Here is a 20,254-nt window from a genome sequence, read left to right on the forward strand (position 1 = left end):
CCATCCTGATCACATCGGTTCCGCGGAAGAAGGTGCTGGTGTGCCGTGGAAAGCGTTCAGCGGCTTGTTGGGCGCCGCGGCTGCTGCCGTGAGCAAAGTCGTGTAGTGGTCGGCGAGCCGTCGTGCGGTTCCGTGATCGAACAGGTCGGCGGAGTAGGTGATGGCGCCTGCGATCCGGCCGTCGTCGATTCGGACGCCGACGGCGAGGTCGAACTTGGCAGGCTCAGCGCCCAGTGGCATGGGGCTCACCTTCAGGCCAGGCAGCTCAGGAACGCTCGGTCCGCCTTCCGCGGCGGAGAACATCACTTGGAAGAAGGGTGTGCGGCCCGGTTCCCGTCGTGGAGTGAGGCGCTCGACCAGCCGCTCGAACGGGACGTCCTGGTTGGCGTACGCGTCCAGCGCCACGTCTCGTGCCCGCCTGACCAGCTCGGTGAAATCCGGATCCCCGGACAGGTCCATTCGCAACACCAGCGTGTTGACGAAGAACCCGACCGTCCGCTCGATCTCCACCCGGTTGCGGCCCGCGACCGGAGTGCCCACGGCCACGTCGGTCGTCCCGCACCACCGTGCCAATACTCCACACCATCCGGCCAGCATCACCATGAACAGCGTTGCCCCGCATTCGCGGGCCACCCCGCGCAGACGTGCGGCCACGACGTCCGGCACGGAGAAATCCACCACGCCGCCCCGGCCGGAATCCGTGATCGGGCGGGGCCGGTCGGCCGGGACTCGTGCCGTCACCAATCCGGCCAGCTGCCCCCGCCAGTACGCCAGCTGCCGTTCGGCGACTCCGCTGTCCAACCAGTCCCGCTGCCAGTAGGCGAAATCCGAGTACCGCACCGACACGTCCGGTAGATCCGGCACCCCGCCGTCAGCCACCACCCCGTACACCCGCGACAACTCATCCCACAGGATCTCCATCGACCAGGCGTCGACCGCCACATGATGCGCCGCGAAGACGAAGACGAAGTCCTCAACGCCTGTACGTACCAGGAGACCCCGCACCAGTGGCCCGGCCCGCAGGTCGAACACGTCGAAAGCGCAGCCGTCGACCAGCCGCGACAGGTCCGCGTCCAGCCGCTCGGGTTCGACTCCGGTCAGGTCGACCACCTCGGTGCGGAAGGAGCCCGGTGGCAAGGTGATCAGCGACGGGTTGTCGTCCCGGCCGTGGATGCGTGAACGGAGGATCTCGTGACGGGTGACGAGATACGACAGAGAGTCGGCGAAAGCCTGCTCGTCGAGCGCTCCGGACAGTCGCAACGCGACGTAACTGTTGTAGTCGCGACGGTTCGGGTCCAGGTTGTAGAGGAACCACAGTCGCAGCTGCGACGCGGAAAGCCTGGCCTGGACGTCGTCGGGGCGCTTGGGTATCTCCGACTGTGCTTCTCGGCCCGCGCCCTTGACGGCGTCGACGAATCCGGCCAGCACCGGGAACTCGAAGAGTGTTTTCATCGCCAGCTCGATCCGCAGCGCCTGCCGGAGCCTCGACACCACCCTGGCCGCCCGCAGGGAGTGCCCGCCGAGCTCGAAGAAGTCGTCGTCGAGCCCCACCCGGTCGACCTCGAGTTCCCGTTCCCACACGCCCGCGACCAGTTTTCCGATGTCGTCGCGGGGCGGGACGTAGGTCCGCTCGGGCCGGTTGCGCACGACGTCGGGAAGCGCCGCCCGGTCCACCTTGCCGGTCGGCGTCAGCGGGAGACGGTCCAGTGTCGCGAACACGGTGGGAACCATGTGATCGGGCAGGGTCACCCGTAGGTGGGCGCGGAGTTCCGACCAGGCCGCCCGCGATCCTGGCTGCCAGACCACGTATCCGGCCAGTTCGGGATCCCGTTCCTCGCCGCGTACGGCCACCACCGCATGGGCGACAGCGGGATGCGCGGACAATGCGGCTTCGATCTCGCCCAGTTCGACCCGGTGTCCGTGGAGCTGGACCTGGTGGTCCTGCCTGCCGCCGTACATCAGCGATCCGTCAGCTGACCAGGACGCGAGGTCGCCGGTGCGGTACACGCGTGAGCCGGGCGGCCCATAGGGATCCGGCACGAAACGTTCGGCGGTGAGACCTGGCCTGCCGACATAGCCCCGTGCCACACCGAGTCCACCGATGACGAGCTCGCCCTGCACGCTGATGGGCGTCAACTGGCCGTGATCGTCCAGGATCCGGACCGTGGCGCCCCGGATCGGACGGCCGATGGGCACCCGGACGCCGGGTGCGCTGTCCTTCACCGTGTGCATTGTCGTGTAGACGGTGGCCTCGGCCGGGCCATAGACGTTCCACAACGTGTGCACCCGCGGAACCAGCCGCTGGGCGAGATCGCCGGGCAACGTCGCACCACCGGAGGAAATGCGCAGTTCGGCGGAGTTCCACCCGTCGGGGAGCAGCGACGAGGTCGCGGGGGAGGCGTGCGTGACCGTGACCCGGTACCGATCGATCGCCGCCGCGAACTGGTCGCCGTCCGCGGCGACCTCACGGGACAGCACGGCCACCCGCGCGCCACACGTCAACGGAGCCAGCAGCTCCACGATCACCACATCGGACGCCTGGGACGCGATGGCGCCCATGGTGTCACGTGGGGTCAGTTCCAGCCGGTCGCAGACGTCCAGCATCATGCCGGACAGTCCCCGATGGGTGATCATCACGCCCTTGGGCTCACCAGTCGAGCCGGACGTGAAGGCGAGGTACGCCAGGGTGTCCGGATCCGCGGCACGTTGCCCTGCCGTCCGCGCGGAGGGATCGACAGGCCGGTTCGCCGCCGAGTCGAAGTCGATCACGGTCACCGAGGCGGGTGGTCCGTCGGCCCGGACGCCATCCCGTACCACCACGGCCTCGGCTCCGGACAGAGTCACGATGCGTTCTATCCGGTTGACCGGATACGCCGGATCGATCAGGACGAACGCGCCACCAGCCGCCAAGACGGCGATCATCGAGACAATGACCGCGGGCGAACGTTCCATCAGGATGCCCACCACGGACTCCGGCCCGATCCCGTTGTCGCCCAACGACTCGCGCACGGCTTCGACCTGACGATCCAGCTCGCGGTACGTCAGTTCGCCGCCGTCCCAGACCACGGCCACCGACTCACCGTCACGGCGGGCTTGTGCCGCGATGACCTCATGCAGATACGGCAGTGTCTCGGCGGCTTCCGGACCGGTGCCGAGCTGGATCAGGTGGTCGCGCTCGTCGGCCGAGAGAAGACCAAGAGCACTCAACGGTGCTCCGGGTGACGCGGCGGCTGCCGTGAGCAACGTCGTGTAGTGGGCGGCAAGGCGTTGTGCGGTGTCGCGGTCGAACAGGTCCGCGGAGTAGTTGATGGTGCCGATGATCCGGTCGCCGTCGACTCGTACGCCGACGCCGAGGTCGAACTTGGCGGTGTCGACGCCCAGTGGCATCGGGGTCACCGCTATGCCCGGCAATCGCGGAACGTCCGGCTCGCCGTCCTCCACCGAGAACATCACCTGGAAGAAGGGCGTACGGCCCGGTTCGCGTCGACGGACCAACTGTTCCACCAGACGCTCGAACGGCACATCCTGATGCGCGTACGCACTCACGGCCACGTCGCGCACTCGCCTCACCAGATCGCTGAAACGCGGATCGCCAGCCAGATCTACCCGCAGCACCAACGTGTTGACGAAGAACCCCACCATCCGCTCAAGCTCTACCCGGCTCCGGCCCGCGACCGGAGTGCCCACGGCCACGTCGGTCGTCCCACACCACCGCGTCAACACCCCATACCAGCCGGCCAGCATCACCATGAACAACGTCGCGCCGCAGTCGCGCGCCACACCCCGCAACCGTCGGGCCACCACCTCCGGCAACACAAAATCCACCACGCCGCCCCGACCGGAACCCACCACCGGACGAGACCGATCCCCCGGGATCTCGGTGGTGACCAACCCGGCCAGCCGCTCCCGCCAGTACGCCAACTGTCGCTCTGCGACACCGCTTTCGAGCCACTCCCGTTGCCACGACGCGAAGTCCGAGTATTCCAGCGACACCTCCGGAAGACCCGGGACTTCGCCGCCGGCCGCCGCGCGGTACGCATGGGACAACTCGTCCCACAAGACGCCCATCGACCATCCGTCGACCACGATGTGATGGGCCACGAAGACGAAAGCGAACTCCTCAACACCCACCCGTACCAACAGGCCGCGCACCAACGGTCCGACCCGCAGGTCGAACACACCAAAGGCAGAACCATCGACCAACCGTGACAATTCTTCGGCACCACCATCGTGCCCAACGAGGTCGCGGTACTCGAAGTCCAGCCAGGAGTCCGTCTTCGTGCTCAGCTCCAGCTCGCCGTCCCGCTCGGTGAATACGGTGCGGAGCACGGCGTGACGCCGGACGACCTCGGTGACCGCGCGTTCCAGCGCCACGGCGTCCACCGGCCCGCGCAGGCAGAACGCATGGTGCACGTTGTACGCGGAGTGCTCGTCGATCAACTGTTCCGTCAGCCAGAGTCGTTCCTGGGCATAGGAAGCCACCGGGCAGTCCGGGTTCCGCCGTCGCATGGAGTCCTGCTCGGTAGCCCGTAACCGGACGTTGATCAGTCGCTTCAGTTTGGCCGAGCGCTCCAGGTCCCGCGCACCATCGCTGGGCTGTGTCGGCTCAGGCACAATTGCCTCCTCGGTGCATCAGGTCCACCAGATGAGCTCGTTGTCCCCGGTCAGGCCCGTGAAGCAGGTCAGCAGCAGACGCCTGCCGCTCTCCGGAGTCGGTCCGCCGAGGACCGCGTGCACGAGATTCCCGTTGATGACACACAGATCCCCGGTTTCGGCAGGGACGACGACGCTGGGAAAGTCGTCAAGCAGTTCGGGCGGATAGGGAAAGCCGCTGTGGGTGAGACCCAAGCGGTCCCTGCTGGGATCATCCGGCTCAAGGTTCCACAGCTTGATCTGACCTGTTCCCACAGGGACGTACGGGTAGACGTTCACCGCCATTACGCGCCGCACGGTCTGGACCTCGAAACCCGCCTGGAGCGGATCGCTGAGCTGAGCCAGATCGTCGTGCGGCATCAGCAGATAGGCGCCGGTCTTGTTCCAGCACACAGCCTTGGAGTCACCGGCGACGCGGCCGTTGTGCGTGGCCGCCCGGACCCGCTGCACCATGCCCTGTCCGGCGAGACGGTCGCGGAAGCCGGCGACCGGGTTGGTCGCCTTCCGATAGAGATCGGCCACCGCGTCCGCGACCCGCGCGGCCTCGGACAGGTACTCGTCCGTGGTCACTTCGATGTGCGAGGCGCCGACGATGTAGCCTTCCACGCCGTCCTCACCGTCGCCATACCGTGGCGTCCGCATGCCGGAGACCCAGAAGTTCTCGACTATCCGTGCGCAATCCGCGGGACCAACGAAGTTCCGCACCCGGTACGCGGCCAGATCGCCGCGCAGAACGTCGAACACGGCGTCGACGTCCACGTCGCGGACTGTCTCGTGCACCCGAAACCCGTCACGCGGCAGGGCACTGCCCGTGATCCGAGGCACCGTCGCGTTGTAGTCCACGGGTTTCTCCGTTCTCGGTCGCGATCATCGTTGCTCGCCTGCACCGGCGTGGTGCAGCAGCGAGCGGCGGGTGTGGAGGAAACCGAGCATCGCGGGCACCGGGCTGACGATGCGTGTTCTGCCGTCAAGCCGGTCGCGGAACCTCTCTCGCACCGCGGGCAACTGTGACCAGTGGGAGTTCGGGCTGAGGTGGTGCTCCTGGTGATACCCGTCGTTGAACGTCAACTTGTTGTACAGGCGGCTGTAGTGGCTCACCGAGTCCGCCGCCCGATCATCGGGGTCCGCCCCGTAGTGCCGGTAGTAGTTCTGCACGTTCACCATCGTCAGCGCCAGGAAGAACGCGGGCAGGTACGACAGCAGAGCCCACTGCCACGAAATGGCCGCGAACAGCACGAGAGACAGACAGTGCGCGGCCCGGTCGGCACGTATCTGGAGCAGTTCCCTGCCACGCCGGGGTTCGCGGCGGGAAGCGAGTGACAGCAGGTCGTCCTCGTTGTCGCCGACTCGCCACAGGCGGTATACATAGGACAGCTCCCGGCCACGGCTCACCAGGCTGCTCAGCGCGCCCCCGACCGCGTAGCGCAGGAGCGGCGTGTGTTCGCCGTCCTTTCCGTCGCGATAGGTGGACGTGAGGTCTTTCGTCGCGCCGTCCTGTCCGATCTGATCGTTGTTGAAACGGTGGTGGTTGCGTACATGCGTGAGTTGGTACGCCTGCACCGACTGCCCGATGTTGATCGAATTCAACAGCGACACCATCGCGTTCAACCGTGCCGACACGAACCACGGCACATGGGTGAACAAGTGGCTCACCACGATGATGTTGTATGAGATCAGCACGGCGATGCCCGCCGTCGAGACGACTTTCCACGGGAGAGACGCGTCGTCCCACGCGGTGGCCAGCCACAGCATGACAACCAACTGCGCCATGCTGAACCCGAGCAGTAACGCGTCCTTCGGCGCGTTCTTCCACACCCGCACGTGGCCTCCTAGAAGTACGATCGCAGAGCGCCCCGGCGGCGCACGTCCAACGTGGCACAGTGGAACGATCCGCCGAAGCTGTTGAAATTGCGAAAGTTGCACGGAATCGGCGTGAAGCCAAAGTTCTTCAGCAGCGAGATCATCGGTTCGTCCTGGCGCTCGACGACCACCCGTTCCTCGTCCAGCATCAGGATGTTCATGTTGATCCACTTGCTGGTCATGTACAACGGGTGCGAGTCCGGGATGATCGGCTTCGGCGCGTGGATGACGTCCCAGCCCTTGAACAGGTCCGGCACCCGCCGGACCCGCTCCGGATTGATCAGCACCTTGCCGGGTGCCATGGGGACCAGCGTCGCGTCGATGTGCATCGGATGAGCGTCGTCGAACTCGAAGACATGGATCCGGTAGTCGTCACCGAGGTGCCTGCTCAGCCATTCGATACCGAACGCGTTGGTGACATTGCTCATCTGGGCGATGATGTCGCGCCCGCACCGCGTGAAGTCGGCCGCGTCGAAGGTCGGCTCGAACTCGGTCACCACCAGCCGCCGTGGCCCGTCCTCGCCCGGATCGGCCCAGGTGGAGTCGTACTGCTCGTCCTTCAGCTCCGGCTTCGGACCCGCGCTCCACCTCGCACCGCCCCGGAAGTACTCCTTGAGCAGTGGCCGGTAGGCGAGGGTCTCGTAATAGCGGGAGCGCCACGCGGTCGGGCATTCGATGATCTCGTCGCCGACCACCAGCAGGACGTCGCGCGGCATTGCCGCGTACATGCCTGTGCTGGACCAGTCGAGGGTGCGATACGGGACGTTCTGGGGAATGGGCTCCGGCCGCCGGACTGTCACCCCTTCGCTTTCCAGGATGTGCACGAACTCGTCGAGCTCCTGGTTGGCCGCCGCGACCGCCTCCGGTGGAAACGGCTTGCCCGCGTCGCGCCGGAAGGTGTCGTGCTGATCGGCAGGCAACACCGGTGGAAGCGCGGCGTGCCAAGGCGGGAAGTGCGCCTCGTCGACAATTCCGACGATCACCTCTTCCAGTGGATCCCACTCCGTGTGGCACCACACCGGACTTGTCCGCCGGTTCTCGACGACCGGACGTGATCCACCGGTTTCCACTGCTTCAACTGTCATGCTGTGTTCCCTCAACGGTCTCTTCCGTTCCGGCGGCCCTCCGGCTCGTGCGGTGCGGTGCGAAGGTCTGCCGGTCTCCGGACCACGCCGACCGCGACGCCACGGCTTCCAGGCGTGCCAGATCCGTGTCCGACAACGACAGCGCCGCCGCCCTGACGTTCTCGGCGACCCGATTCCGGCTGCGGGTACCGGGAATCGGCACGATGTCATCGCCTTGAGCCAGCAGCCAGGCGAGCGCGAGTTGCGCAGGCGTGACGCCGGACTCCGCCGCGAGCTCACGCATGTCCGCGAGGGCGGCGCGGTTGCGCTCCAGGTGCTCACCATGCAGGCGCGGGTCCAGATGACGGTCGTCCCCGGCCGTCAGATCCGCCGCCCGCAGGTCGTTGCCGGTCAGGAAGCCCCGGCCGAGCGGGCTGTACGGGACGAGCCCGATGCCGAGTTCGCGTGCGGCGGGCACCACGTCGTCCTCGGGGTCGCGCCACCACAGGGACCATTCGTACTGCAACGCGGCGATCGGGTGAGTGGCAGCGGCACGCTTGAGGTCCTCCGGCCCGATCTCCGAGACCCCGAGATACCGCACCTTTCCCTTGCTGACCAGTTCACCCATCGCACCGACGGTCTCCTCGATCGGCACGTCGGGATCCACCCGGTGCAGGTAGTACAAGTCGATGTGCTCGACGTTCAACCTGGACAGCGACGCCTCGCAGAACCGGGCGACGTCCTCCGGCCGCGCCGAGACCCGTGCCGGACCGTCCCGCTCCTCCCGCAGGATGCCGAACTTCGTCGCCAGCACCACCTCGTCCCGCCGGCCGGCGATGGCCTGGCCGACGAGGCGTTCGTTGTCACCGGCGCCGTAGCTCATGGACGTGTCGATCAACGTCACGCCGAGATCGAGCGCATGCCGGACGGTGGCAAGAGATTCGTTGTCGTCGGCTGGTCCGTAGTCCTGCGACATGCCCATGCACCCGAGGCCGACGGGGAAGACGGCGAGCCCCGATCCGCCAAGCGGACGTGCGGGTGCGGGACTGGAGTTGACGTCCACATGGCCTCCACGGCGTAGGTCGCTGGCGGTGGAGATTTCCACCGCGGTGATCGAACTGACGCGTTTCATGATCGTGTGCGTGCGTGGCCGAACGCGGACATAACCGCGATCACCCGTACCGGCCAACAGTGCTGGTCAAGCCCATCGGCGCGGCCGGTAGGCGGGTCGACTACGGGAGTTGCCGCCACGTTCGACGCGCGGCCGTCACGCCCGTAGCCGAGCGCCATCGGCCAACTCGGCGGCGTACGCGTGCAGCAGGGTGTGCATGCTGTACCGCCGAGGCAGGACTTCCGTGATCAGGTGAGCACGGACGAGTTCGTCCAGCCACCGGCGGACGTGATCCGTGGACCCACCGGCGACCGCGGCCACGGCAGGAAGGTCGATCTCCGTCTGTGAACGCGCTCCCAGCTCGACGAACAACCGCGCCGCTCCCGAACTGAGATTGCGGTAGGACCAGGAGAACACCGTTCGCAGATCGGTCGACGCGTCGCCGTCGTGCAGTGCGTCCAGGATCCGTCCATCCGCCAGTTCACCGGCCAGCGCGGCCAAGGGATGCGTGGGGTTGATGGCGGCCTTGGCACCGACCACGGCCAGCGCGAGCGGCAGCTGAGCGCATCGGGCGATCAGTTGGTCCGTCGCCTGCGGCTCGGCCGCCAGCCGGTCGGCTCCCAGCCGCGTGCTCAACAACGCCCTCGCCTCGGTTGTGGTCAGCAGGTCGAGTTTCAGCGGATGAGTGGCTTCCGTGGCGACGAGCCCGAGCAGCGGATCACGGCTCGTCACCACGATGTGACACCCCGGAGAGCCGGGCAGGAGCGGACGGACCTGGTCGGCGTCACGGGCGTTGTCGAGCACCACGAGCACCCGTTTGCCCGCCAGCAGACTGCGGTACGCGCTGGCCCGGTCGGCGAGTCCGGCGGGAACACGCTCGGGCCTGCCCCCGAGCGCCTCGATGAAGCCAGGCAGGACCTCGCTCGGCGGCACCGGCTCCGCCTCCGGACCGAATCCACCGAGGTTCGCGTACAGATGCCCGTCAGGGAACTGCTCCACGACGCGCCGGGCCCAATGCACCGCGAGTGCGCTCTTGCCCACGCCTGCCGTGCCGGAGATGGCCACACTCGTTATCGCGGTCGAGTGCTGGTCGTCGGTAAGGATGGCATCGAGCCGCGCGATGGACTCGGCGCGGCCGACGAAACCGCGCGGTGCGGTCGGCAACTGAGTCGGCACAGGCCGTGCGGTGAAGGCCGTCTGCCTGGAAGGCGCCGAGGGCAAGTATGGCAAGTTGCTCACACCATCGAGTTCGCCACGCAGGATCGACTGGTGCAGGTCACGCAAGTCAGGACTGGGGTCCAGCCCCAGCTCACCGGCCAGCCGGTCACGCAGCCCGATGAACACGTGCAGCGCCGCGGCTTGCTGTCCGCTCCCGGCGAGGGCGACCATCAGCCGGGCGTGCGCTGGCTCGTGCAACGGGTTGGCCTCGATGAGCCGGTACAGCACCGGTAGCACGTCATCGTGGCGGTTCAGAGCGCTTGCCGTGGCAGCGTACTCGAGGATGGCCATTTCCTGGTGCCTGTTCAGCGCCGCAACGGCGGACTGGACCTGCAGCATCGGCAGGTCCTCCAGCGTCTGGCCGCGCCACAAGCCGATCGCCTGCTGGTACACGGTGAACGCCTCTTCCAGCCGCCCGGCGTCCCGGTCACGGCGGGCACGGGACACCAGACGCTCGAACGCAAGGTGGTCGAGCTGGCTGTGATCGGCTGTGAGCATGTACCCGCCGCCCGCCGAAACCAGCACGTCACTGGTTCGCGCCGGTGACTGGGTGGACTGCAGCTTGCGCCGCAGACGGGACACCTGGGACCGCACGAGCTCGCCCGCCTTCGGCGGGGGCCTGCGCCCGTACACCTGCTCGACCAGCGCCTCGATGCTGACCGGCACGCGTGGCGAAAGGGCGAGCATGCCAAGCAGGATGCGCCGGGGTTCCGAACCGAAAGTCACCGACATGCCGTCGACTCGGACGGACAGGATTCCCAGCACCCTGATCTGCAAATCTCTGGCCAGCAGCGGATAGTCCTGGCCGACCTGGATCAGGTCACGCGCCTCAGCGGGCGACAACCCTAGCACGGACGCGATGCTGTACAATGTGTTTGCCCGCGGTCGGCTGACCCGGTGCTGCTCGAGATCACGCAGTCCACCCAGGCTGATGTTGGCTTTCGAAGCGAGCTGCTGCTGCGTCAAACCGGCGCGAAGTCGAAGTGCCTGGATCCGTTGGCCGACTGACTCGGTGTTCGTCAGACCTCGTTCAACCATTTTCATGTGCCACCGTCTCTCTCAAAGGTGGGTAAAATCGGATCCACCGCTTAAACGGCACATTCCCAGCCGTGCTGGCCATTCGTCTCGCGGCGGGCATGGGTAGCGGCGCCGGACGAGCCACGGTGATGGAGCCGATCTGGAATACGGACAGTGAGGTTTTTCCAACTAGTTGTGCAGGTGGAGGAGGCTCGGGGACCCTGATGTGGGGCTGAGGTGAGGCTCCCGGTAAGACAAGCAATCGACCAAGAAGGGTGCCCCCGCCGGGAGGCTCGTTGCTGTCTTACCCGTCCTTGATCGCGCTGTCCACCCAGGCGCTGAACCACCTCGCCGACTTGATCCACACCCACCCCAGCAGCAGCGATCCCACTGGCGCAAGTGGAACCAGGCCGTCACGCCATGCTCGCTCTGGCTGCGGTTCCCCGCGTAGCATGGCGGCCAGGACTTGAGGGATAGAGGTTCATGGCTGAAACGAGACGGCAGTACGATCCGGATTTCCGCGTTGGTGCGGTGCGGTGCGGATCGTGGGGGAGACCGGCACGTCGATCGCGCAGACCGCTCGTGACCTGGGGATCAACGACGGCACACTCGCGAACGGGGTGAAGAAAGACCGCCTGGCCCGAGGGGAAGCCGCGGCCGCTGGTGGGGTGTCCGAAGACGAGCGGACGGAGTTGACGCGGTCGCGGCCGGAGAACGCCGAGCTGGCGCTGGGGCGTGCTGTCCTCACACGATCCGTGGTCCTGCGGGAGCACGACGTGCCTCACGCGGCGGCCTGTCGAGCGCTCGGTGCGTCCGTGTTCTGGTTCGACAAGTAGGGGGGCCGGCCACCCGCACCGCGGCAGGAGCGTCGGGTCCGGCTGGCCGACGCGGTGCGGAAGGTGTTCGGCCGATGACTGTCACCCGCTACGGAGCAGGGGGCAAGCCCACCTGCCTCCCACTCCATCACGGCGGTCGGCCTGGCCGCTTACCCACAGGCAGCAACGGCTCCAACGGCCCACCGCACATCGGTCAGGTCGAACCGCCCCGTCACCGCTAGGGTGGCCACGAGGCCTCCGGCTTCAGGTTCTGCTTGGTCGCTGAACCATCTACCGGAGACCTCACCCATTTCTGTCAGGGCAGCTCAGGTGCCCACGCTGACGTCGACACCGGCCCCTGGGTCAGCCGCGGGTGACGACGTTCGTGATCCGTGGCGCCCGGACGATGACCTTGGTGATCGGCGCCTCCCCGATGGCCCGGCGTACGTGCGGCGAGGCCAGGGCGAGTTCGCGCAGCTCGTCCTCTGAGATGGCGGTGGACACCTCGGCCGTGTCCCGCACCTTGCCGTCCACCTGGAAGACGCAGGTCGTCGTCTGCTGCGTCAGCAGGTCGGGATCGGCCTGCGGCCAGGACGTGGTGGCGACCGACGGCTCGTGGCCCAGCCGCTGCCAGCCCTCCTCGGCCGTGAACGGTGCGAAGCACGACAGCATCCGCACCAGCGCCTCCGCGCTCTGCCGCACGACGGGGTCGGCAGGGCCGGGCGTGGTGTCGATCGCCTTGCGCAGCAGGTTCGTCAGCTCCATCAACCGGGCGATGGCGACGTTGAGGCGTCGGTGGTCCATGGCGTCGGTCGCCGCTGCGACCAGCCGGTGTGCGGCGCGGCGCAGTTCCTGGTCGCCGGGGCCGCCGGCGGGCACCGTGGCGACGTCGTCGGCCAGCCGCAGCACGCGGCGGAGCCACTTGACTGATCCGGTCAGCGAGACGTCGGCCCAGTCGATGTCGTCCTCCGGGGGGCCGGCGAACAGCATCGTGACGCGAACGGCGTCGGGCCCGTGTTGCGCGATCTGCTCCTGCAGCACGACCAGGTTGCCCAGAGTCTTGCTCATGGCCTTGCCATTCATGATCACCTGGCCCTGGCTGATCAGCTTGGCGAACGGCTCGACGAACGGCACCAGGCCGAGGTCGTACAGGGCCTTGGTCATGAAGCGGGCGTACATCAGGTGGCCGGTCGCGTGCTCCTTGCCGCCGATGTACTCGGCGACGGGCAGCCATCGGGCCACTCCGGCCGGGTCGAACGGGCCGTCGGTGTAGTCGGGGTTCGGGTAGCGCAGGAAATACCACGACGAGTCCACGAACGTGTCCATCGTGTCGGTGTCCCGGGCGGCTGGCCCGCCGCATTGCGGGCACGGCACGCGTACCCAGTCCTCGGCGCTCTGCAACGGCGACCGTCCGCCGTCGGGGCGCAGCTGGTAGCCCTCGGTGGGCAACTCCAAGGGGAGGTCCTGATCCGGCACCGGCACGAGGCCGCAGTCGGGGCAGTGGATGATCGGGATCGGCGTGCCCCAGTACCGCTGGCGCGAGAGCAGCCAGTCGCGCAGCCGATAGGTGACGGCGGACGTGCCGGCCGCCGCCTCCTCTAGCGCGGCGATGACGGCCGCTGCGCCGTCAGCGACCGTCGACCCGTCGAATCGGCCGGAGTTGACCAGCAAGCCCGGTCCCTCCGCGGCCACACCGGTCTCGGCCGGGTCCGCCGCGCCGGTCTCGATGACCACGCGCACCGGCAGGCCGAGCGCGCGGGCGAAGTCGAGATCGCGCTGATCGTGTGCGGGCACCGCCATGATGGCGCCCGTACCATATTCGGCGAGCACGTAGTCGGCCGCGTAGACCGGGATGCGCTCCCCGTTGATCGGGTTGACGGCGTGCCGGCCGAGGAAGACGCCAGTCTTCGGCCGGTCGGTAGCCAGTCGTTCGATCTCGGTTGCCGTCGCGGTCTGCGCGCGGTAGCGCTCGAACTCGTCGCGCTGCTCCGGCGAGCACAGTTCCTCAGCGAGCGCCGAGTCCACGGCGACCACGAAGAACGTCGCGCCGAACAGGGTGTCGGGGCGCGTGGTGAAGACGCGGACCGGCTCGGTCCGGGAGTCGACCGCGAAGTCGATGTGGGCGCCCACCGACCGACCGATCCAGTTGCGCTGCATCGCGAGGATCTCGGCCGGCCAGGACCCTTCGAGCAGGGCCATGTCGTCGAGCATGCGCTGCGCGTACGCGCTGGTGCGGAAGAACCACTGGGTCAGGGCCCGCTGCACGACGTCGGCGCCGCAGCGCTCGCACCGCCCGCCGACGACCTGCTCGTTGGCGAGCACGGTGAGGTCATTGGGGCACCAGTTGACCGCCGCCTCCTTACGGAAGGCGAGGCCGGCCTCGAACATGCGGATGAACAGCCACTGGTTCCACCGGTAGTAGGACGGATCCGAGGTGTGCAGGCGGGTGCGCCAGTCGAACGAGATGCCCAGTCGCCGGAACGACTCGGCCTGCACAACGATGTTGGAATAGGTCCATCCGCGGGGGTCGAGTGAGCGCTTGAAGGCGGCGTTCTCGGCGGGCAGGCCGAGGGAGTCCCAGCCGATCGGGTTGAGGACGTTGCAGCCGCTCATCCGCAGGTAGCGGGCAATGGCATCGCTGATGGAGTACACCTCGGCGTGGCCCATGTGCAGGTCGCCGGAGGGATAGGGGAACATGCTGACGACATAAGAGCGCGGTCGGGTGTCATCGCCCCCGACAAGACCGTCCGCCTCGAAAGAGTGCAATTCGTCCCAGACCGACAGCCACTTCTCCGCCATCATGTCGTGGTTGGGCGACTCGTTCGGGGAATCGGCCACATTCATCTCTCGCGCTCCATCCGGCATTGACTCCACAATTCGGGAAAGTATGCCACAGCGAGTCCTTTTCACCGTGATCATGCTGGTCACGGCGGGTGTGAGTAACCCGGATGCATTCGCGGCCATCGTCGGCAGCGTCGATCCCGGTGGCGGCGCCCGGGCCCCGGCCGGCAGTCCCTGCGCACCCTGGCCCACCTGCGCACCGGCGACACCTACGCCGCTGTTGTGCCGTGCTCCGTGGCAGGGTCATTGCGTTCTGGGATTGCTGTTGGTGACGGCGGCGATGATGCCGTGGGAGCGGCGGATTGCGCGTCGGGTGGCGCGGGCGATGTTGGTTTCCCGCCGATCTGGTGGTAGCCGATCGCGGTGTTACGCAGGGTGGCCATGACAGCGGGTCCCGTTGCCGGTCCGGGCCTGATGCGAATCTTCACGGAACGGCGGTGGATGGTCAGCTCGGTCTCCAGCTCGGCGACACGCCGCCGAGCGGCCATCAACTCCCCTTGGTCGTGCGAGGTGACACCCGGCATCTGGGCGGTGTCGATCAGCTCCTGGCGGCGCCAGTTGTAGATCGTCTGATCACTGATCTCCAGGTCCCGGACCAGCTCAGCGACCGACCGGCCAGCCTTGAGCCAGTCTCCACAAGATCCGGGGCGGTCCACACCAGGCGTCCGCGCAAGGGCCGATCAATCGTGACGCACCCTCGCCGAGGGCTGGCCAGCCAAGTGTTGACATCGGAGAGAAGGATGCTCCAGAGTTACTGGACTAGCCCAGTATTCTGTGCGGTACTCCACACGAAGGTGGATCAAATGGTCACGAGATCGAGATCGAGATCGAGGACGGCGCTGTCGCTGCTGACGGTGGTGACGCTGGCGACCGGCCTGCTGGCGCAGGTACCCGAGGACGTCCAGGCGGCCGGCGTCCAGGCAGTCCGCGAGCAGGCGGCCAGCGAGCGGACGGCTCACGACCAGCCCGGCTCCCGCGATGACCTGACCCTGCCCGACGGCTACGTCGACCGAGTGAACCACGCGCTGGACCAGGGGACCGACCACTGGGGCGAGAAGTTGCTCGGCCTGCCCGACGGTCCGACGATGGCCAACGTCAAGCCGCTGTTGGTGCCGGCCAACCACGGCGGCACGACGGACGCCGCCTCGCCCTGGTACTACCTGCCCTTCACCTATCCGGCGCCGGACCCCAGTCGGTGGGCCGAGAAGCGGGACTTCTCGCTGCACGTCGCCGACGGCAGCGAGCTGATGTCGCAATGGTCGGACTCGCGGGCGACCCAGCGCGTCCGCTTCTTCGTCGGCGCGGACGGGGCCGAGCGCTACGGCCAGGCCGAGGCGAGGTCGGGCGCCCCCCGCCTGACCGGCGGATACCTGCCGATCCTCGCCAACTCATATCGTGACGCCGCCGGGGTCCGCTACGAGCGCGAGTCGTTCGTCACCGAGCTCACCCCGGGCGGCCCGGCAGTCAGCATGCTCCGGTTCGTCGTCAGTGGGCCGGCGAAGGCGCACCCGCGGCTCCGCCTCAACCTGAGCCGTAACAAGGTGGCAGACGTCGTCGCCAAGCCTGGGCGGCTGACCCTCGATGGGAAGACCGTGGTCGCGTACAGCGGTGCGGCGACCTGGTCCGCGACCGACCTGAGCTTCACGCCCGACCTTAGCCGCGGGAAGGCCGAGTTCTACCTGGTCGTGCCGAACGAGCCGGCCGAGCTCACCGCCGTACGTCCGTCGGCCGAGCTGTACGCCGCCGCGAAGTCCCGCACCGGCGACTACTGGACGGCGCAGCTCAACGCCGGCGCCAAGGTCCGGATCCCGGAGAGGTACGCCGCGGACGCCATGCGCAGCACGCTGCTGAACAACCTGGTGATGGGCTTCAATCTGACCGTCGGAAACGGTTACGAGTCGCTGGACAAGTCCTTCGCCTTCGTGCCGGAGATCGCGGCGACGGTCACCTCGCTCGGCGACTTCGGCTACCAGGACAAGGCCCGCGCGAACCTCACCGAGATGCTGCTACGCGGCCAGGGCAGCTTCTTCGTGTCCTGGGAGCGCGGCATCAAGCTGCAGACGGTGGCGACGTACTACCTGCAGAGCAATGACGGGTCGTTGCTGCAGGAGAACCTGCCGATGTTCCGCGACTGGCTTGCCGACTTCAAGCGGCAACGCCTCGCGGATCCGAACGGTCTGCTGGCCAAGACCCGCTACGCCTCCGACATCCCGGAGCCGGTCTACGGCCTGCACCACCAGTCCGAGGTCTGGCGCGGTCTGCGCGACGTCGGTGTCGCGTTGCGGCTGATGGGCCGTGCCGACGAGGCGAAGCTGTTCCTCGACGAGGCGACCGGCCTGCGCTCGTCGCTGCTGGGTGCCGTGGAGAAGTCGAAGACGGTGTTGCCGGACGGTTCGGTGTTCGTGCCGATCGCACTGCTGGACCCCGCGTCGTCGAAGCCGTACGACAAGGTCACCACCGACTACCTCGGCAGCTACTGGAACCTGATCATGCCGTACGCACTCGCGACCGGGCTGTTCGAGCCGGGCAGCGCGACGGCGACCGGACTTCGGGACTACCTCTACAAGCACGGGTCGCTGTTGCTCGGCCTCACCAGGTTCAACCTGTCGACCGCCGATCCCGGTGTCTGCCAGAACATCCGGCACAACCAGTGGCCGGCGATTGCTGGATACAAGTCCAGCGGCATCGACCAGCAGTACGGCTACTCGCTGATGCGGTTCCTGGCCGACAATGCCGAGTCCGATCGCCTCGACCTGAGCTTCTACGGGATGCTCGCGCACAACTTCACGCCGAACACCTTCGTCGGCGGCGAGGGTGCCACGATCTCGCCGTGCCCGCAGTTCGGTGAGTACTACCGGTCGCAGTACTGGCCGCCGTTGTCGCCGAACAACGCCACCTACCTGGAGGCGGTGCGCGGTCTGCTGGTCAGCGAGGACCTGGACGCCGACGGCGTGCCGACCCGGCTGCACCTGGCGCCGGCCACACCGCGGCCCTGGCTCGCGGACGGGGAGCGGATCGAGGTCGCCGACCTGCCGACCTCCTTCGGCACCGTCGGGTTCGCCTCCTCGTCGGAGCTGAAGCACGGCCGGCTGACCGTGCGGGTCGACCCACCGCGCGCGGTCGCCGGACGGGCGCCGCTGACGAACGTGGTGCTGCACCTGCGCGTGCCGCGCGGTCACCGGCTGACCGGGGTCACTGTCGACGGCCGCCCGGTGACCTATGACGCCGCGCGTGAACTGGTCGACCTCGGCCGGCCGACGACGGCGGTTACGGTCCGGGCGACGTACCGGGCGACGAAGGTGGCCGACGTGCCGAGCGCGGAGGCCACGAAGGTGACGACCCCGCGTCCGTTGGTGGAGCCGGGTGAGACGTTCGCGCTGGACCTGGAGGTCGAGGCGCTCGGGCAGCGTACGGTCAACGGCACCGTCGAGGTCGGCGCTCCGGCCGGGTGGACGGTCCGCCAGTCGAAGCTGCCGTTCCGCGTGAGCAGCAACCAGAGACTGGCCTGGTCCGACCTCGCGACCTCGGTCCGGGTCCCCACTGATGCGGCGCCCGGGAGCTACCGGATCGACGTGGTCACCCGACCGTCCGGTGGTACGGCACGGACCACCTCGCTGTCGGTCCGGGTCGCCCGACCGGACCCGGCGGACTACGCCGCGCTGGTGAAGCGGGACGCGCCGGTGGGCTACTGGCGGCTCGATGACGCCCAGGGCCAACCGGTGGTCGATGCCTCCGGCAACGGAAACACTGGTGCCTACCGTGGCAGTGTCGGCCGGTCCCAGCCAGGGGCGATCGCCGACTCTGCCGACACCGCAGTCCGGCTGGACGACGGCTACGCCGAGATCCCGGACAGCGCCTCGCTCAGCATCACCGGCGCCTACACACTGGAGGCGTGGGTCAAGGACGCGGCGGGTGGACCGCAGGGCATCGTCGAGAAGTACGACGGCGGCGACTGCCTGCCGTCGCGCAACGGCTACGCCTTGCGCCTGGTCAACGGCAACAAGCTGCAGGCGCTCACGGTCGCCGACCATGAGCAGTCCGGCGCGTCCAGCCCCCGCAGCGTCCAGCAGGTGCGATGGCAGCACGTGGCGGCAACGTATGACGGAACGACGCTGCGCACCTACATCGACGGGCAACTGCAAACGTCGACCCCGGTGGCCAAGGCGCCGACCGACGGCAAGGGCAGCCTCAAGCTGGGCGCCCGCGGAGACGACGGGGCGGACCGTTTCTTCGGCGGCTTGGACGAGGTCGCGATCTACGACAAGGCCCTGACCCCGGGCCAGATCGACTCCCACTACGTCAAGGGTGTGCTCGGCAACCCCGGCCCGTCGTCCAGTGCACAGCAGTCCGGTGTGAGTTCGGTGCAGAGCAGCTCATCGCCGGCTCCGGCGGGTTCGGCACCCGGGCAGACGTCGACGGGTCGGCAGCCGGCGGTCACCGGCCAGTCCTCCTACGCGGCGCAGGTGCTGGCCGACAAGCCGGTCGGCTACTGGCGGCTGGGTGAGGAATCCGGCACGAGCGCGGAGGACTCCTCCGGCACCGGTAACCGCGGCGCCTACACCGACGCGGTGACACTGGGCCGCCCAGGCGCGCTCACGGTCGATCCGGACACCGCCGCAGAGCTGACCGGCGGCCACATCGCCGTACCGGACTCGGCCTCGGTGAGCGTCAGCGGCTCGTTCACCCTTGAGGCATGGGTGAATCTCAATGACGTCTGCGGGCAGTACAGCGTGGTCGAGAAGTACGACGCGCCCGCCTACAACGGCTACGTGTTGCGCGTCCTGCCCGGAGGCAGAATCAACGCCCTCACGTTGGGCGGAGCCGGGCAGTTGGCGTCGGTCGAGGGGCAGACGGTGGTCACGCCGGACACGTGGCATCACGTGGCCGCGGTCTACGACGGGTCGACCATCACGGTCTACCTCGACGGACGACTCGACGGCTCGGCCGCCACGAAGGTGAACCCGACCGACGGGGCGGGAAGCCTCAAGCTGGGGGCCCGTGGTGACGACGCCGGTACCAGGCTCGCCGGGCTGCTCGACGAGGTTGCCGTCTACGACCACGCCCTCACCGCCGACGAGGTCAAGCGACACTACTCGGTCGGCACGACGGGCTAATCCTCAACGTCACGTGGCTCCGGCGTCGGACGTGGCGCCGGCATGAGGACGGCCACCGCACGATCACCGATGGTCCGTGAGGACCACCGAAGATCGTGCGGTGGCCGGAGCCACAGCGTGGACAGTGAGTACGGGACCCGTCGCCAAGCGAGGGATCTGTCGGACTGGTTCCGGTGGGGATGCCACAAGACCGGCCGAGGCGGTGACCCTGGAGGAGCCTGTGCGAGAGGCACCCAGCACTGTCTTGTCCGTCGCCCTCGCGGGCTCGTGCCGGCCCGACCCGGTGCGAGTGGAAGGACCGGCAGCAGCATGGCAACCACCACGGACGAGTTCCCTGTTTCCGTCGGCTGCGTCGCTCGGGCCGGGCGACCGGATGGCGGGCAAGTCAGATCAGCTTGACGCGTACCCCGCTGCTCGTGCCGTTCTCAACGGATCCGCGGCCGGTCTATCGAAGTCCCGCGCGGGTGCGGTGGAGGCCACCCGGTACTGCGTGTTGCTCGTCGTAGCGCGGTGAGGGCCCGCACCCTGGTGCGCCCCGCCGGCCCGCCGCGAGGCGGCCGG

The 20,254-nt window shown here is 67.9% G+C and carries 10 protein-coding genes and 1 pseudogene; 3 read left to right on the forward strand and 8 right to left on the reverse strand.

Features of this window, described 5'->3' with window-relative positions; translation table 11 throughout:
* Positions 1–9: 9 nt before the first annotated feature.
* The 6 genes from C5N14_RS21950 to C5N14_RS21975 all read right to left on the reverse strand — a co-directional run bounded on the left by C5N14_RS21950 (position 10) and on the right by C5N14_RS21975 (position 10,950).
* A complete protein-coding gene (locus C5N14_RS21950) occupies positions 10–4,614 on the reverse strand; it encodes a non-ribosomal peptide synthetase (protein WP_117670142.1) in 4,605 nt (1,534 codons plus the stop codon).
* An 18-nt stretch (positions 4,615–4,632) separates the two neighbouring features.
* A complete protein-coding gene (locus C5N14_RS21955; RefSeq protein ID WP_117670144.1) occupies positions 4,633–5,496 on the reverse strand; it encodes a hypothetical protein in 864 nt (287 codons plus the stop codon).
* Positions 5,497–5,520: 24 nt separating this feature from the next.
* Positions 5,521–6,474: a fatty acid desaturase gene (locus C5N14_RS21960; protein ID WP_243639904.1), complete on the reverse strand. Its 954-nt coding sequence runs from the start codon at positions 6,472–6,474 to the stop codon at positions 5,521–5,523.
* Positions 6,475–6,482: 8 nt separating this feature from the next.
* Entirely contained in the window at positions 6,483–7,598 is a 1,116-nt protein-coding gene (locus C5N14_RS21965) for an amidinotransferase (protein ID WP_117670146.1), read from the reverse strand.
* Positions 7,588–8,709, reverse strand: coding sequence for an aldo/keto reductase (locus C5N14_RS21970; protein ID WP_117670148.1), 1,122 nt, complete (start codon positions 8,707–8,709; stop codon positions 7,588–7,590). Before C5N14_RS21970 ends, C5N14_RS21965 begins: the two co-directional genes overlap by 11 nt.
* Before the next feature lie 135 nt (positions 8,710–8,844).
* Positions 8,845–10,950, reverse strand: a complete 2,106-nt coding sequence (locus C5N14_RS21975; protein ID WP_117670150.1) for a BTAD domain-containing putative transcriptional regulator — start codon at positions 10,948–10,950, stop codon at positions 8,845–8,847.
* A gap of 518 nt (positions 10,951–11,468) precedes the next feature.
* Between C5N14_RS21975 and C5N14_RS21980 the strand changes: the two genes are divergently transcribed.
* Positions 11,469–11,759, forward strand: a complete 291-nt coding sequence (locus C5N14_RS21980; protein WP_207892826.1) for a hypothetical protein — start codon at positions 11,469–11,471, stop codon at positions 11,757–11,759.
* Between the two features lie 342 nt (positions 11,760–12,101).
* Here C5N14_RS21980 and leuS read toward each other — a convergent pair whose 3' ends face one another.
* Entirely contained in the window at positions 12,102–14,702 is a 2,601-nt protein-coding gene (leuS, locus tag C5N14_RS21985; protein WP_243639905.1) for a leucine--tRNA ligase, read from the reverse strand.
* Between leuS and C5N14_RS21990 the strand changes: the two are divergent.
* Positions 14,691–14,792, forward strand: a pseudogene (locus C5N14_RS21990) (IS5/IS1182 family transposase); the annotation flags it as partial. The gene leuS and the pseudogene C5N14_RS21990 sit on opposite strands and share 12 nt — an antisense overlap.
* Here the strand turns inward: C5N14_RS21990 and C5N14_RS21995 are convergent.
* Positions 14,789–15,235, reverse strand: coding sequence for a transposase (locus C5N14_RS21995; protein WP_117670156.1), 447 nt, complete (start codon positions 15,233–15,235; stop codon positions 14,789–14,791). The pseudogene C5N14_RS21990 and the gene C5N14_RS21995 sit on opposite strands and share 4 nt — an antisense overlap.
* 147 nt (positions 15,236–15,382) lie before the next feature.
* Between C5N14_RS21995 and C5N14_RS22000 the strand changes: the two genes are divergently transcribed.
* Entirely contained in the window at positions 15,383–19,693 is a 4,311-nt protein-coding gene (locus tag C5N14_RS22000; RefSeq protein WP_128763637.1) for a LamG-like jellyroll fold domain-containing protein, read from the forward strand.
* The last annotated feature ends 561 nt before the right edge of the window (positions 19,694–20,254 follow it).

It is taken from the genome of Micromonospora sp. MW-13, assembly GCF_003434305.1.
Taxonomy (GTDB): Bacteria; Actinomycetota; Actinomycetes; order Mycobacteriales; family Micromonosporaceae; genus Micromonospora.